This window comes from Saccharopolyspora sp. MMCC62 (genome assembly GCF_057736575.1).
In genome coordinates this window covers 331220-344712 of the sequence record NZ_JBYKCM010000006.1, presented here as the reverse complement: position 1 = coordinate 344712, position 13493 = coordinate 331220, and the positions used below count along the sequence as shown (strand labels likewise).

At 70.6% G+C, this 13493-nt stretch carries 13 protein-coding genes and 1 tRNA gene; 9 read left to right on the top strand and 5 right to left on the bottom strand.

What is annotated here, in order from left to right; translation table 11 throughout:
* Positions 1-122: 122 nt before the first annotated feature.
* Together AC29IT_RS17060 and AC29IT_RS17055 are read left to right on the top strand one after the other, a co-directional pair.
* Positions 123-1364: an ATP-grasp domain-containing protein gene (locus AC29IT_RS17060; protein WP_358435631.1), complete on the top strand. Its 1242-nt coding sequence runs from the start codon at positions 123-125 to the stop codon at positions 1362-1364.
* A gap of 39 nt (positions 1365-1403) precedes the next feature.
* Positions 1404-3446 (top strand): hypothetical protein, encoded by a 2043-nt coding sequence (locus AC29IT_RS17055; protein WP_488219378.1) that lies wholly within the window; start codon positions 1404-1406, stop codon positions 3444-3446.
* Here AC29IT_RS17055 and AC29IT_RS17050 read toward each other — a convergent pair whose 3' ends face one another.
* Positions 3447-3710 carry a hypothetical protein gene (locus tag AC29IT_RS17050; protein ID WP_358435626.1) on the bottom strand — a complete coding sequence of 88 codons (264 nt, stop codon included), beginning with the start codon at positions 3708-3710 and terminating at the stop codon, positions 3447-3449.
* Positions 3711-4117: 407 nt separating this feature from the next.
* Here AC29IT_RS17050 and AC29IT_RS17045 point away from each other — a divergent pair, with 407 nt between their 5' ends.
* A complete protein-coding gene (locus AC29IT_RS17045) occupies positions 4118-4870 on the top strand; it encodes a dienelactone hydrolase family protein (protein ID WP_488219377.1) in 753 nt (250 codons plus the stop codon).
* 689 nt (positions 4871-5559) lie between these two features.
* Here the strand turns inward: AC29IT_RS17045 and AC29IT_RS17040 are convergent.
* Positions 5560-5645: transfer RNA gene (locus AC29IT_RS17040), tRNA-Leu, on the bottom strand.
* 131 nt (positions 5646-5776) lie between these two features.
* On the opposite strand from AC29IT_RS17040, the gene AC29IT_RS17035 reads away from it, so the two are divergent.
* Positions 5777-7117 carry a M20/M25/M40 family metallo-hydrolase gene (locus AC29IT_RS17035; RefSeq protein ID WP_488219424.1) on the top strand — a complete coding sequence of 447 codons (1341 nt, stop codon included), beginning with the start codon at positions 5777-5779 and terminating at the stop codon, positions 7115-7117.
* 137 nt (positions 7118-7254) lie between these two features.
* Here the strand turns inward: AC29IT_RS17035 and AC29IT_RS17030 are convergent, their stop codons facing one another.
* Positions 7255-8211 carry an SDR family NAD(P)-dependent oxidoreductase gene (locus AC29IT_RS17030; protein ID WP_488219376.1) on the bottom strand — a complete coding sequence of 319 codons (957 nt, stop codon included), beginning with the start codon at positions 8209-8211 and terminating at the stop codon, positions 7255-7257.
* A 23-nt stretch (positions 8212-8234) separates the two neighbouring features.
* Between AC29IT_RS17030 and AC29IT_RS17025 the strand changes: the two genes are divergently transcribed.
* The 5 genes from AC29IT_RS17025 (at position 8235) to AC29IT_RS17005 (ending at position 11580) form a co-directional block, all read left to right on the top strand.
* Positions 8235-8372 carry a hypothetical protein gene (locus AC29IT_RS17025; RefSeq protein ID WP_488219375.1) on the top strand — a complete coding sequence of 46 codons (138 nt, stop codon included), beginning with the start codon at positions 8235-8237 and terminating at the stop codon, positions 8370-8372.
* Positions 8373-8404: 32 nt separating this feature from the next.
* On the top strand, positions 8405-9001 hold the full coding sequence (locus tag AC29IT_RS17020) for a TetR/AcrR family transcriptional regulator (protein WP_488219374.1): 597 nt from the start codon (positions 8405-8407) through the stop codon (positions 8999-9001).
* Between the two features lie 440 nt (positions 9002-9441).
* Positions 9442-9714 carry a DUF4231 domain-containing protein gene (locus AC29IT_RS17015; RefSeq protein WP_488219373.1) on the top strand — a complete coding sequence of 91 codons (273 nt, stop codon included), beginning with the start codon at positions 9442-9444 and terminating at the stop codon, positions 9712-9714.
* Between the two features lie 155 nt (positions 9715-9869).
* Positions 9870-10160, top strand: a complete 291-nt coding sequence (locus AC29IT_RS17010) for a hypothetical protein (RefSeq protein WP_488219372.1) — start codon at positions 9870-9872, stop codon at positions 10158-10160.
* 124 nt (positions 10161-10284) lie between these two features.
* On the top strand, positions 10285-11580 hold the full coding sequence (locus AC29IT_RS17005; RefSeq protein ID WP_488219371.1) for a helix-turn-helix transcriptional regulator: 1296 nt from the start codon (positions 10285-10287) through the stop codon (positions 11578-11580).
* Between the two features lie 547 nt (positions 11581-12127).
* Here AC29IT_RS17005 and AC29IT_RS17000 read toward each other — a convergent pair.
* Positions 12128-13063 (bottom strand): NADP-dependent oxidoreductase, encoded by a 936-nt coding sequence (locus AC29IT_RS17000; RefSeq protein ID WP_488219423.1) that lies wholly within the window; start codon positions 13061-13063, stop codon positions 12128-12130.
* Positions 13064-13071: 8 nt separating this feature from the next.
* Entirely contained in the window at positions 13072-13488 is a 417-nt protein-coding gene (locus AC29IT_RS16995) for a nuclear transport factor 2 family protein (RefSeq protein ID WP_488219370.1), read from the bottom strand.
* Positions 13489-13493: the final 5 nt, after the last annotated feature.

The following is a 13493-nucleotide window of genomic DNA, read 5'->3' as shown; positions in this document are numbered from 1 at the left end:
CGCACTTCGCTCCGCCGGACGGACCCGCACGGGGGCACGTTCGCCGGTTCGGCGCCGCGAGATTCACGACTACCGTTGTTCCACGTCGGGAAACTCGACGAGCCCAGATGGAGGGACGGTCCATGCCGAAGCCCGAATCTGCCACCAAGGACCCGGACAAGGGGTATGTCGCGCTCCTCGGCTGGAGCCTGAACGCGGTGGAAGCCCTCGACCGGTTCGACCGGAGGTACGTGGTCGTCGCCCCGGACTGGGCGGAGGAGTACTGCGCCGAGCACGACATCCCCTACCTGCGCTGGAACTTCGAGCGGCTCAACGACCGCTCGATGGAGATCGCGGAGCTGTTGCAGGACCGCGGCGTCGACGTGGCGATCCCGCTGTTCGAGGAGACCGTGGAGTGGGCCGGGGCGATCAACTCGGTGCTGCTGGACAACCCGCGGCTGCTGGGCCAGGCGATGTTGTTGCGGGACAAGGCGTTGATGAAGCGGCGCGCCCAGCTCGGCGGCATCCGGGTGGGGATCTTCGAGGAGGCGCACGACCGGGACGACGTGATCAGATTCCTCAAGCGGGTCAACCAGACGCTGCTCAAGCTCGACGGCGACCCGAACGATCCGATCCACATCAAGGCCTTCGACAAGGCCGGTTGCCTCGGGCACCGGGTCATCCGCACCCCGGACGAGATCGACGCGATCCCGGACGAGGAGTTCCCCGTCCTGATGGAATCGCACCTGGACGGCTGGGAGTTCGCCGTCGAGGCGTGGATCCACAACGGGAAGATCATGTTCCTGAACATCTCCGAGTACGTCACGCTCGGGTACTCCGTGTTCGTCCCGGCGACGCCCGCGCTGGAGCGGTTCCGGCCGCAGATCACCGAGCAGGTCGAGAAGCTGATCAAGGCCTTCGACATCGAGTTCGGCTTCGTGCACCCCGAGTACTTCGTCACCAGCGACGGCGAAATGTACTTCGGCGAGGTCGCCTACCGGCCACCGGGGTTCCGGGTCTTCGAGCTGCTGGAGCGGGCCTACGGGTTCAACGCCTACCAGGGGCTGGCGCTGGCGTTCGACCCGAAGACCACCGAGGAGGAGATCAGCGATTTCTTCCCGCGCGAGGTCGTGGACGCCACCGGCGTGGCCGGGTGCTTCGGGGTGTACCCGCGGCGCCGCGTCGTCAGCGAACTCCAACTGCCGGAGGAGACCGAGGACGACGACTACTATGAGTCCCACGATCTGACGGCCCCACCGGAGGAGACCGTGACCAAGCGGACCGCGTTCGGCAACCACTGGGGCCTGGTGTACTTCTTCGGGGACGACCCGCACCGGATGCGCGACCTGTTGAAGCAGCAGGAAGAACTCGACTTCTACGTCTGAGGTCTCCGCGCACGCGGGAGGCCTCGCAGGGAGAGACCCGTGGAACCGACCGCCGACGCCGCAGGTGCGCCGACGACGCTGGACCGGCGCGTCGGTTCGCTCGACGACGCCGTCCGCGCCCTGTCCGAGACCCGTGCCTTCGGCAAACCGGCGAAGCTGCGCCGGGTGCTGGAAGCGCTGCGGCGGGTCCTGCGGCAACCGGGCGGTGCGGCGGCGGTCCAGGCCCGCGCGCAGGCGCTCGACGAGGCCGGGTTGTTCGACGGCACCGACTGGTCCTCGCCCGAGATCCTCATCCCGGCGCTGGCCGGGCCGGGACTGCGCTGCGAGAACGCGGACACGCTGGTGCTGGAGGCGACCAGCGAGCTGCGGCTGCTCGCCGTCGCGCGCGGCGAGTACGCCCACCCGTCGTTCTCCGCCGACGACGCGCACCAGTTCCTCTCCCAGGTGCTGGCGATGAACCTGGACCTGCTGTTCACCCCGCCCAACGAGGCGGAGCGCACCCGGCAGGGGCGGAACGCGCAGCTGATCCGCGACCTGTTCCAGTACCTCGCCGACGGCATCGGCTACGACAGCGTGCTGGGCGAACTGGTCGACGAGATCTGGCGCATCCTGCGCCAGCGGCCCATCCAGGTCGAGCAGGTGCAGTCGCTGATCACCCGGATCTCCATCTACCGCAGCGATCCCGACGTCGACTTCGGCGCCACCTCCGCGCAGGGCCTGGACCGGCTGATCACCAGCCTGTTCGGCACCACCGAGGCGTGCCGGGACGATCCCGGGGTCGAGGTGTTCCGGGAACGGCTGGAGGCGATGGACACCAGCGCCCTGCAGTACGAGGCCAGCGGGTTCGCGCGGGCCATGCACGACACCGGGCTGGTCTCGCCGTACCACGCCGAACTGCTGCGGTTCCTGCTGCGCGGCAGCGACTACCTGGTCCCGGAGGCGCTGGGGCTCTCCGACATCGGCCGCACCTGCCTGCTGCGCTACCGCGACCTGGTGCACCGGCTGATCGAGGACGCCGTGCACCCGCAGACGGCGCAGTGCGTCTACGGGCTCGCGCTGCTGCTGGACCGCGGCGTGCTGCACGAGGCGCCGGTGGAGCCCGCGCTGTGGCGGCAGCTGTCCCTGGAGCTCTCCCCCGTCGCCCGGGACCGCCTGACCGCCGTCTTCGGCGACCAGCCGGGTCCGGTGGCGCGGCTGACCGCCGGGGTGATCTCGATGCTGGGCCAGCCGCTCGGCGTCGGGCAGGGCGACAACCCGACCTGCCAGTCCGCCCGCGCGCTGTCGATGTGGGCGTACAACGACCCCGACTACCTGCTGCAGCTGGTCGTGTGGGCGGCGCGGGACGACGAGATCACCATGCACTTCGAGGGCAGCCCGGTGTCGTCGCGGGACAGCGCGGGCGGAGTCGCCAAGACGCTGCCGGTCGACCTGGACCCGGTGTCACTGGTCGTGGTGCCGCACCTGGACCGGATCTACGCCGAGATGGGCCGCCGCTGCGCCGACCGCCCCGGCGACCCGCACCGCTGGGTCAACCCCGAGTTCCACGGCTGGTGGGCGGCCCGCGGGTTCTGGATCAACGTGGACGTGGCGACCGGGAACCTGGTGGACCTGGACGAGTTCCTGCGCCGCTTCCACGCCGGCTACCACCCGGGCTACAACGGCGGACGGCCGCTGATCCACCCGCAGCCCGCCGGGATCGCCGTCACCGACAGCGCGGCCCGCTACATCGGCTGGCACGCCATCACCATCCTGCGCGTCGCACCGGATCCGCAGGACGTCGTGCGGGTGTACTTCTTCAACCCCAACAACGACAGCGGGCAGGACTGGGGCGACGGGGTCGTCGTGTCCACCACCGGGCACGGCGAGCGGTTCGGGGAGGCATCGCTGCCGTTCGACCAGTTCGCCTCCCGCGTCTACATCTTCCACGTGGACCCGCTCGAACGCGGCGAACCGGAGCGCGTCCCCGCCGAGGACGTCCAGCGGATCATCGGCTACGTCGAGCGCAGCTGGGGCCGCGACCGGCTGCGGCCCGGCGCGCTGCAGGCCTCCGAAGGACCGCACCACGAGTCCACAGTGGACTGACTAGCCCGCGTCGGCCTCCGGATAGCCCTTCCGCTCGGTCCACAGCTCCGGGCGCTTGCGGCCCGCGAACTCGTGCACGTACCCGCACCGAGCGCAGATCAGACCCGTGGCCGACCGGTTCGCCCACGCGAGATCGAGGAACTCGGCACCACCGGTGTTCATCTTGATCTGCCGGGACCAGAACAACGCGTACTCGCACACCACGCAGCGGAAAGGGCGTCGCAGCACGGTGGCGAGCTTCGGACCGGAGTTGATCGCACCCATGCGCCGATGTTGCCAGCCCTCGACCCCGAACAGGGACGAAATGCCCCGAACGGATCCCCCCGACACCCCGACGAACCAATCCGGCCGTCGGGTGCGTTCCCCCTGATCTCGCAACGACGAGTCGGCCTGTCGACGGCATCCTGTCCCGGAACAGCGGCCGACCGCGGTACCGGTCGTCGTGATCGCCCGATCGATGAGCCGCTGGCGCCTGCGGCGGCCGGACACCCGAAAACCCGTTGGTGGAACCGCGGCGTCCACTGCTACGTTTCCGGCGCCGTGGCGAGAGGTCGAGGAGGTGGTACCCGTGCAGGCGACATCGACGTGGGTGCTCCCCTCCGGGTTCACGGCCGGGCGATAGCAGGTCGCCCGGGAGCGCCGTTTCCTACGCACTCCCGAGAGGCACGACCATGCACTTCACCTCCGAGCAGCTCCTCGACGACGGCGTCCGCGAACGCGAGTTCGCCCTCGGCGAGGTCCCCGGCATCCTGTGGACCTCCAGGCCGGCGCCGGCGCCGTTGATCCTGCTCAGCCCGCCTCCGGTCGGACTACGCACGGCGTACCCCCGCCTGGTGGCCCGGGCCCGGCACGCGGCGGCGGACGGCTTCGCCACCGCCACCATCGAACTCCCCGGACGCGGCGACCGGCCCCGTTCGCCCGCCGCCGAACAGGCCCTCGCCGACCTGCGCCGCGCGGTGGACGCCGCCGAGCCGATCTCCGACGAGATCATCGATGCCCTCATCCTCCCCCTCGTCGACCAAGCGGTCCCCGAATGTCAGGCCGCCCTGGACGCCCTCCTGGCACTGCCCGAGATCGGCGGCCCGGTCGGCTATTCGGGAGGAGTGATCTCCATCGGAACCCGGCTGGCGGTGGTCGAGCCGCGCATCTCCGCCGCCGTGCTGTTCGCCGGGAGCTTCATCCCCCGCGTCATGTTCGAGGAGGCCCACCGAGTCACCATCCCGCTGCACGTCCTCCTGCAGTGGGACGACGAGGGGAACGACCGCCGGGCGGCCCTGGACCTGTTCGACGCCTTCAGCTCCACCGAGAAGACGTTGCACGCCAACACGGGAGGGCACACCGGCGTCCCGTACTTCGCGGACGACGCCGCAGGCCGGTTCTTCGCCCGGCACCTGAACCGGGACCGCGCCGGCGGCGAACGGTAGCCGGTCCCGCCCCGGGCACCCGACCGCCCGAGGCAGCCCCTCCGCGGTGCGGGGCTCCTGCCCGACCGGATGCTGGTACGTGTTCGTGGTCATCTTCTCACCGAACGGCGTCGTGAGGTCGTTTTCGAGCGCATCGGCCGAGCGGGAGTGCGCCTGCGCCCGCCGGCCCGGCTGCGCGTTCCCGCTCGCGGTGTGCGGCGACCGAACGGAAGTGCCGCGGTGATCGGGGTTTCTGCCCGGTCTCGGTTCCGCGCAGAGCGACCGGTGATACGCCGGGGAGCGCCGCTCCGGACTTCCGGAGCTCACCCCGCATACCTGCCGCGCACTGCGTGCCACACCGGTCGAACCGACAGGGGCAAAGACCCTGCACGGGGCTGAGGGAGGTGACCAGCTTGACTGATGAAATCGGCTCGCATCCGCTGGCCGTGCTTGACGATCCGCTCGGCGTCGAGGTCGCGGACACAAGCCGAACGAGCATCCGCACGAGCCGAGCTGGACGGCGCGCCGGACGCTGACCGACGGGGAGATCTACGCGGTGATCGATGTGCTCGGGGACGTGGGGCCGCCTTGGCGGACGGCAAGCCGGAGACCCTGAGCAAGGTCTACAACAGCCTGCAACTCCGCTTAAAGCACGAACCACACGCGCGAGTCGTAGAAGCTACGATCTCGCCACGTGTGGTTAGTGCGCGTGTCCGAGGGGGGACTTGAACCCCCACGCCCATTAATAGGGCACTAGCACCTCAAGCTAGCGCGTCTGCCATTCCGCCACTCGGACGCCTCAGCGCCGCCTGTGTTCCTCGGCGGCTCCGTTCTGTTGTGACACTAGATTAGCTGATCGATTTCAGGGCTTGGGACCCACCCCCCTGTAGGGGTTCGGAGTGATAGAAAGGCCTGGTGAACGAGCATATGGAGACCGCTGCGGACGATCATGGGGCGGGCCTGCGGCTGGCCGAGGACGAGGTCGTCGAGCTGGCGAGCGAGCTGATCCGGATCGATACGACGAACACGGGCGATCCGGCGACGCTCGCGGGTGAGCGGGTGGCCGCCGAGTACGTCGCGGGGAAGCTGGCGGAGGTCGGGTACGAGACGACCTACGTGGAGTCGGGTGATCACCCGGGCCGCGGGAACGTGATCGCGCGGCTGCCGGGGTCGGGCTCGGATCGGGGTGGACTGCTGGTGCACGGGCACTTGGACGTGGTGCCCGCGGACGCCTCGGAGTGGTCGGTGCACCCGTTCTCGGGCGCGGTGCAGGACGGCTACGTGTGGGGCCGCGGCGCGGTGGACATGAAGGACATGCTGGCGATGAGCCTGGCCGTCGCGCGCCGGTTCAAGCGGGACGGGATCACGCCGAAGCGGGACATCGTGTTCGCGTTCCTCGCGGACGAGGAGGCCGGTGGGCTGCAGGGCGCGCAGTGGCTGGCGGATCACCGCCCGGAGCTGTTCGAGGGCTGCACCGAGGCGATCAGCGAGGTCGGCGGCTATTCGGTGACCTTCCAGGACGGGGTGCGCGCCTACCTGGTGCAGACCGCGGAGAAGGGCATCCGCTGGCTCAAGCTGCGGACGCGCGCGCGGGCCGGGCACGGGTCGATGGTGCACGACGACAACGCGGTCACCCAGCTCGCCGAGGCCGTCGCGAAGCTGGGGCGGCACCGGTTCCCGCTGGTGCTGAACGACTCGGTGCGCGAGTTCCTCGACGGCGTCACCGAGCTCACGGGCTGGGACTTCCCGGCCGACGACCTGGACGGGTCGGTGGCGAAGCTGGGCAACCTGTCGCGGATCGTGGGGGCGACGCTGCGCGACACAGCGAACCCGACGATGCTCACCGCCGGGTACAAGCACAACGTGATCCCGTCGGTCGCGGAGGCCGCCGTGGACTGCCGGATCCTGCCGGGGCGCGAAGAGGCGTTCGACCGGGAGCTCGCCGAACTGCTCGGCCCGGACGTCGAGCGGGAATGGGTGGGGCTGCCGCCGGTCGAGACCAAGTTCGAAGGCCGCTTGGTCGACAAGATGAGCAGCTCGCTGATCGCCGAGGACCCGGCGGCGAAGACGTTGCCGTACATGATGTCCGGCGGCACGGATGCGAAGTCCTTCAGCAGGCTCGGCATGAACTGCTACGGCTTCGCGCCGCTGCGGCTGCCCGCCGAACTCGATTTCAGCGCCCTGTTCCACGGTGTCGACGAACGCGTTCCGGTGGAGGCGCTGCGGTTCGGCGTCCGCGTCCTCGACCGGTTCCTGCAGGAAGCGTGAGGGCCTGCCGCCGCGGAGCACTCCGGTGGCCGCGGCGGCCTGGCCGGCGGTCGATGCGGGCGCGGGATCAGTGCTGCGCGCTCGTCGTGGCCCACCCGCGGTCCGGTGGGGCTGCACCGGCGTCCGCAGGGGCGACGTCACGCGCGGATCGGCGGCTCGGGATCGGGGGCGACGCCGGTGCCGGCGGCGGTGAACTCCCACAGCTCGCGGGCTAGCTCCGGATCGCGGGCGGCCGCCGAGCGGCGGGCGGGCCCGGCTGGGCCGCGCGTCTCGAACCGCCCGGTGGGGCCCACGTAGTCGCCGCCGCGCACCGGTCCGGTCGCCGCGCGGAGCTGGGGCGCGATCCCGGCGGCGACCGGTTGGGAGAGGAGCCGGTCCGGGAGCACGAGCAGGCGAGCCCGCCAGGTGCCGCCGCGGCTGAGGCTGTTGTTCAGCAGCTCGGACGCCGTCAGCCCGGGGTGGGCGGCGACGGACAGCACCGGGTCCCCGGTCAGCCGCAACAGCCGGTCGAGCTCCGCGGCGAACAGCAGGTTCGCGAGCTTCGACGCCCCGTAGGCGAGCGTGGGCGAGTAGCGCCGGCGATCCCAGTGCGGATCGGTGAGATCGAGTCCGCCGGTGCGGTGCCCGAGGCTCGACGTCGTCACCACCCGGGAGGGCAGCTCGGGGCTCCCCGCAGCCCGCAACGCCGGCATCAGCAACCAGGTGAGCGCGGCCGGGCCGAGGTGGTTGGTCCCGATCTGCAGCTCGAACCCGTCCCGAGTCCGGTCGTGCGGGCCCAGCGACACGGCGGCGTTGTTGATCAACACGTCCACCCGGTCGCCGGTCCGGTCCCGGACGTCAGCGGCGGCGGTGCGGACCGAAGCGAGATCGGCCAGGTCGAGCAGGACGGCTTCGGCCGAGCCGCGGCCCTGGAGTCCGTCCCGCACCTGGTCGACGGCCGCCGCGCCGCGTTCGGCGTCGCGGACGGTCATCAGGACGCGGGCACCGGCCCTGGCCAGGGCGCCGGACAGGGCGAGGCCGAGGCCGGACGTCGTGCCGGTGACGACGATGGTGCGCCCCGCGAGGTCGGGGAGCGGTTCGTGCGGCGGTGCCATGGGAGTCGATGCCTCCTGTAGGGATGAGCCTGCTGCGCGAGCGGGTCGGTGTGGTGCCGCGAAGTGCGGGCCGCGCCGACGCCGTCGTTGCCGGATCCGACGTTGCCGACGGGAAGGCTCGCTCGCGGCGCGCGGGCATCGTCGGCGGACAACTGATGTGACAGTGTCACATGAACAACCGTTCCCCATTCAGATGACGCTGTCAAGTAAGGTCGTCCTCGTGACACGGGCCCAGGCTGCTGCAGCGACTCGGCGCACTCTCATCCGCGCCGCGTCCGAACTCCTCGACGAGGGAGGGCCCGACGCGGTGACCCTCCGCGCGGTGGGCGCCAGCGCCGGCGTCTCGCGCGGTGCGCCCTACGGGCACTTCACCAACAAGGAACACCTGCTGACCGAGCTCGCCATCGGAGCCTGGAACTCCCTGGCCGACGAAGTGGAAGCGCTGCGGGGAGATCCGGGCTTCGAACCGGGCGCGCGACTCGAACGAGCCCTGCTGGCGCTCATCGACGTCGCCCGCCGGACACCGCACCGGTACGCGCTGATGTTCAGCACGTCGGCCGGCACCCCGGTGGCCGCCGAAGCGGCGAGCCGCCTGGAGAACGAGTTCCTCGCCCTGGTCGCCGACATCGTCGGCGAACCGGACGCGCGCCGCTACGGTGCGCTGCTGATGTCGAGCGCGCACGGCATCGCCGGCATGGAACTCAGCGGACATCTGGCGAAGGACGGCTGGCACGTCGGCGTGGAACAGCTGGTGAGCATGCTGATCGACGGGATCCGCCCCGGGGTCTGATCCGCCCACCACCCGTCCGCGACCGTCGATCACCGCATCAGCAGCATCCCGCTGCCACTCACACGACGACACCGGATCCTGGTGCTCCCCCGTCGACGTACGACCATGAAACGCGAAACACATTCCGCCCGCTGAGCGAGCAGCGCTGCCTCGACGCTTGCGTGGTCGCGCATTGACCCAACCCGCCGAGACGTCCTGCCGACCCGATACTCACACGCCCCGCTCCCCTCGCGATACACCCCACCAACGAGACACAACGTCGGACGAGCATTGACGCACCCAGCCGAACGATCACCGGAACGGCCCATCGCTGGTTTCGGTGCCGGACGGTGTGCCCGTGCCCGCAACCCGCCGAGCCCGGGCATCGAGCTGCGCAGGACGCTCGGGTTCCAGTTGCGACGGACACGGCACCTGCTGATCATTGAGAGCCCGCACGATTCATGCCATCCAAGCCCATTCGAATCGGATTCACCGGCATCGCCGCGATCTGCACCGCGCTGCTGTTCGTCAGTACTCTCGCCATCCGTGTTGCGATACTCCACGGCAAGCCCAACGAAATCCGGCATTCGAGACGGGCGCTCGCCGAATCGGTCAGAAAGCCCGCCTGGCGCTTCGCCGTGTGCGGCGCCCCATTTGCGCGGGAACTCCCCCGGAACAGGCCGAACTTCGGTTCCTCGAGCGGCTTTCAGCATTGGGCACCGACCTCGCGGTAGTGCGGATCCGCCCCAGCCGTGCGGCGGCGATCGCCGAGCGGGTGCGCGAGCTGCGCGCGGGTCGCTGGTCCCGGCCGAGTCAGTGCCCCGCTGCTCCAGCATGCGAGTGCTCGGTCAGGAGGCTGCCGGGACCGGCCTCGCACGCACGGGAAGTCGTGGCCGACGGACACGACGAAGGGCGCTCGCCGTCGCGTGGTTCCGTGCCGTGTTCGCGAGCCGGCTACTCGGCGCACCCGGCCGACCTCCGGGGACACGGGTTCGCGCTGCTCAACACCACCACGATGTCCATCGCAGGCATCGGCCCGCTGGTCGTCGGCGTGTTCGCGGATCTCTTCCCGGTCGTCCGCACGAACGCGCTGATCGGGATGAGCAGTGTGCGCACCACGCTTCTCGCGCACGACGCGGTCCACCTACGCGCGTCCGACTGGAGCCACGGTTGTTCTTGATGTGGGCAGGCATCCGCAGTCGTCCGCTTGGACAGAAGGCGTCGTTCAGCACTACCCGTTGGAGTAGCGAACGCTACCCGAACGGGGACTCGGCAGTCCGCTCCGATTCCATAAACTCGGAGACATGGCACACGAGGACTGGGGGCGGGTGCTGCACGCGCTGGAACTCGCCAAGAGCTTGGCCGGTGCACCACTCGAGGAGATCCTGCCGACGCTGTCGCACGGGATAGCCGAGCTCGTCGAGCACCAGGCGCTGATCATGCTCACCGGTGACTGCCCGAAATCCGCCACCTGGAACTGCGGGGACCGGGAGCTCGCGGAGACGGCGACCAGCGCGGAACTCGCCGCACTGGCGACCCGGGTGGACGTGGCGCGGCCGTGGTGCGGCACCGCAGTGGTCGCCGGCGAGGAGCGCCCCGTTCTCGCGGTCGCCTCCGCACCCGAAGGTTCGGCGGGGGCGCTGCTGACCGTGCTCACCACTGGCGGCCGACCCGATGCGGCGGTGCGCGAGCTCGTCCAGCGACTGTGGGACCTGGCCACCGCGCGGATCATCGAACTGCTGCCCGCGGCCGTACCGGTGGACGTCACCGGACCGTGGCTCGCCAACAGCGAGCGCGCCCGTGTGCTCACGAACCTCACCGAGGCGCACGCCGCCACGCTCACGACCGTGCTCGGCGCACTGCGCTCCCGCACCCTCGACGATGCCGGTGCCCGACGCTCCGCGACGGACATCGCCGTGTCCGCGCTGGTGGAGCTGCGCGCGAACAACGCCGACGAGCAGGCTCCTCCGGAGGAGTCCACCGCGGAGGCGTTCGACCGGATGACCGAGATGCTGGGACTGCTGTCCCGGTACGGCAACATCGCGCTGGAGTTCCGGCCGCCGGAACGCGGTGATCGGCTGCTGCCGCCGGAGATCGCGCGCGCAGCCCGCACCACCGCGCGCGGCACCGTGCTCACCATGCTGGAGCAGGGCGATGTGGGACGGATCCGAGTCAGCTGGGAGGTGGACGACACCGAGCTGCGCACCAGCATCCGGGACGACGGCCCCGGCACGCTGGCCGCGGAGACCCTCGCCGTGCACCGGCTGACCGATCGCGTGGCCGCGCTGCACGGGACGCTGCACGTGGATTCGGTGCCCCAGTGGGGGACGATCGTCACGACCCGGCTGCCTCTCGCCGCCCCGGACGCCCCGCGCAACGACGCGCTGGGCGAGCTCAAACCGCGCGAACTCGAAGTGCTGCGGCAGCTCGCGCTGGGCAGGCGCAACCGTGCGATCGCCGAACAGCTGCACGTCAGCGAGCACACCGTGAAGTTCCACGTCGCGAAGATCTTCCGCAAGCTCGGCGTCAGCACCCGCGGAGAAGCCGCCGCGCTCGCCCGCGCCTCCGGAGTCCCGATCCCCACCGCCGTGGCGACCTAGGAACCTGTCATCGCGGCCTGAGCGATGGCTCGCTCAGCGGAACCTCACGGCCTGCCTCGCTGCTTCTGCGTAGTAGTCGGGCAGCGGAACCTCAGCGGCTTCCTCGCTGCGGGATCGATCTCTCGAGTGGGTCCGCCACACGTGACATCGCTGCCCTCGCGAGGAAGCCGCTGAGAACCCGCTGCGGGCCCGGTGTCTCGGGCGGTCGTCGGCTCAGCGGCTGCGCCGCTGACAGGAAACCGACCCCGCCGGACAGGTTCGGAAACGGGCGATCTGGCGGCTTCCTCGCCGCGGCGTACCGGTGACCTCGCACGCCCACGGCGAAACCGACGTCGTTCCCGAGGAACCCGCGGCGGACCTGCCGGTGCGCGGGTCGCCCGAGCTGCTCGACGGCTCCGCCGCTGGCAGGACACCCGGTCGAAGATCATTCTGCACGAGCTCGTCAGCTCCGCTGCTGCGGTTCCCGGTCCGCGCGCGGGAGCGGTCCAGCACTCCACGCGCGGTCCGGGAACCGGACGGCTCGCGCATGCTCGAAACGCCGAAGCGCTCAGTCCATCACCAGCACGATCTTGCCCGCGCCGGAACCGGCGTCGATCAGCCCGTGCGCCCGTGCGACATCGTGCAGCGGCACCGTCTCCGCCACGTGCACTCGCAACCGGCCGGCGTCGACCTCGTCCGCCAGCGCGGCGAGGCCGGCGTGGTCGGGTTCCGCGGTGAGCACGGAGCAGCGCAGTCCCCACTCCGCGGCACGCGCGAACAACCGCTCATCCCCCATCCCGACGAGTGTGATCAGCAGGCCGCCGGGGCGGAGGACGTCGAGCGAGCGCAGCGCGGTGGCACCGCCGACGGTGTCGAGCACGACGTCCACCGGCGCCACCACCGAACCGAAGTCCACGGCCCGGTAGTCGATCACCTCGTCGGCACCGATTCCGCGGACGAACTCGTGCTTGCCGAGGCTCGCGGTCGTGACCACCTCGGCCCCGCGGGATTTCGCGAGCTGGACGGCCACATGGCCCACCCCGCCACCGCCTCCGTGCACCAGCACCCGGTCCCCCGCACCGACCCCGGCGGTGTCCACCAGCGCCTGCCAGGCCGTCAGGCCCGCGAGCGGCAGCGCAGCCGCCCGCACGTGGTCGAGTCCGGCGGGTTTGCGGGCGAGGTGCCGGGAGGGCACCGAGACGAACTCCGCGTAGCCGTTGGCCGGGTGCGGGATGCACGGCATCCCGAACACCTCGTCGCCCACCGAGAACCTGGTCACCCCGGGCGCCACTTGCACGACCTCGCCGGACACGTCCCAGCCGAGCGTGAACGGCGGTTCGCCCAGCCAGCGCAGGAAACCCGAACGCAGGAGCGCGTCGACCGGGTTCACCCCGGCCGCCCGCACCCGCACCACCACCTCGTTGACCACGGGGTGCGGCCGGTCGCCGCGCACGACCTCCAGCACCTCCGGACCGCCGAGGGACCGCTGGGTCACCATCCACATGGTGGCGCTCACGACACCTCCGCGATCAGCTCGGCGGCGGTGCCGTCGGAGGGCAGGCCCTGCGCCACGTCCCAGTGCTCGGCGAGCCGGCCGTTCTCGACCCGCCAGATGTCCACCACCAGCGCGCTCGGGGTGTCCGGGAACGCCCGCACGACGCCGCAGGTCCACACGAAGTCGCCTTCGGCGATCGAACGCAGCACGGTCAGCGTGAAGTCCGGCAGCGGAACGCCGACCTGTTCGCGGAAGGTCTCGATCGTGCGTTCCCGGCCCGTGCCGACACCGGTGTGGTGGTTCGCGAAGTCCTCGGTCAGCATCGGCCGAGCGCGGTCGAAGTCCTTCTCGTTGTAGAAGATGCGGATGTATTCGAGGACCAGCCGCCGGTTCGCGGACGCGACGGTGTCAGTCACCTGATCAGATGAACTCATCGATT

Coding starts and splice junctions, on each gene's coding strand:
- AC29IT_RS17060 (WP_358435631.1), top strand. CDS start 123: ATGCCGAAGCCCGAATCTGCCACCAAGGACCCGGACAAGGGGTATGTC.
- AC29IT_RS17050 (WP_358435626.1), bottom strand. CDS start 3,710: ATGGGTGCGATCAACTCCGGTCCGAAGCTCGCCACCGTGCTGCGACGC.
- AC29IT_RS17045 (WP_488219377.1), top strand. CDS start 4,118: ATGCACTTCACCTCCGAGCAGCTCCTCGACGACGGCGTCCGCGAACGC.
- AC29IT_RS17035 (WP_488219424.1), top strand. CDS start 5,777: ATGGAGACCGCTGCGGACGATCATGGGGCGGGCCTGCGGCTGGCCGAG.
- AC29IT_RS17030 (WP_488219376.1), bottom strand. CDS start 8,211: ATGGCACCGCCGCACGAACCGCTCCCCGACCTCGCGGGGCGCACCATC.
- AC29IT_RS17025 (WP_488219375.1), top strand. CDS start 8,235: ATGAGCCTGCTGCGCGAGCGGGTCGGTGTGGTGCCGCGAAGTGCGGGC.
- AC29IT_RS17020 (WP_488219374.1), top strand. CDS start 8,405: ATGACGCTGTCAAGTAAGGTCGTCCTCGTGACACGGGCCCAGGCTGCT.
- AC29IT_RS17015 (WP_488219373.1), top strand. CDS start 9,442: ATGCCATCCAAGCCCATTCGAATCGGATTCACCGGCATCGCCGCGATC.
- AC29IT_RS17005 (WP_488219371.1), top strand. CDS start 10,285: ATGGCACACGAGGACTGGGGGCGGGTGCTGCACGCGCTGGAACTCGCC.
- AC29IT_RS17000 (WP_488219423.1), bottom strand. CDS start 13,063: ATGTGGATGGTGACCCAGCGGTCCCTCGGCGGTCCGGAGGTGCTGGAG.
- AC29IT_RS16995 (WP_488219370.1), bottom strand. CDS start 13,488: ATGAGTTCATCTGATCAGGTGACTGACACCGTCGCGTCCGCGAACCGG.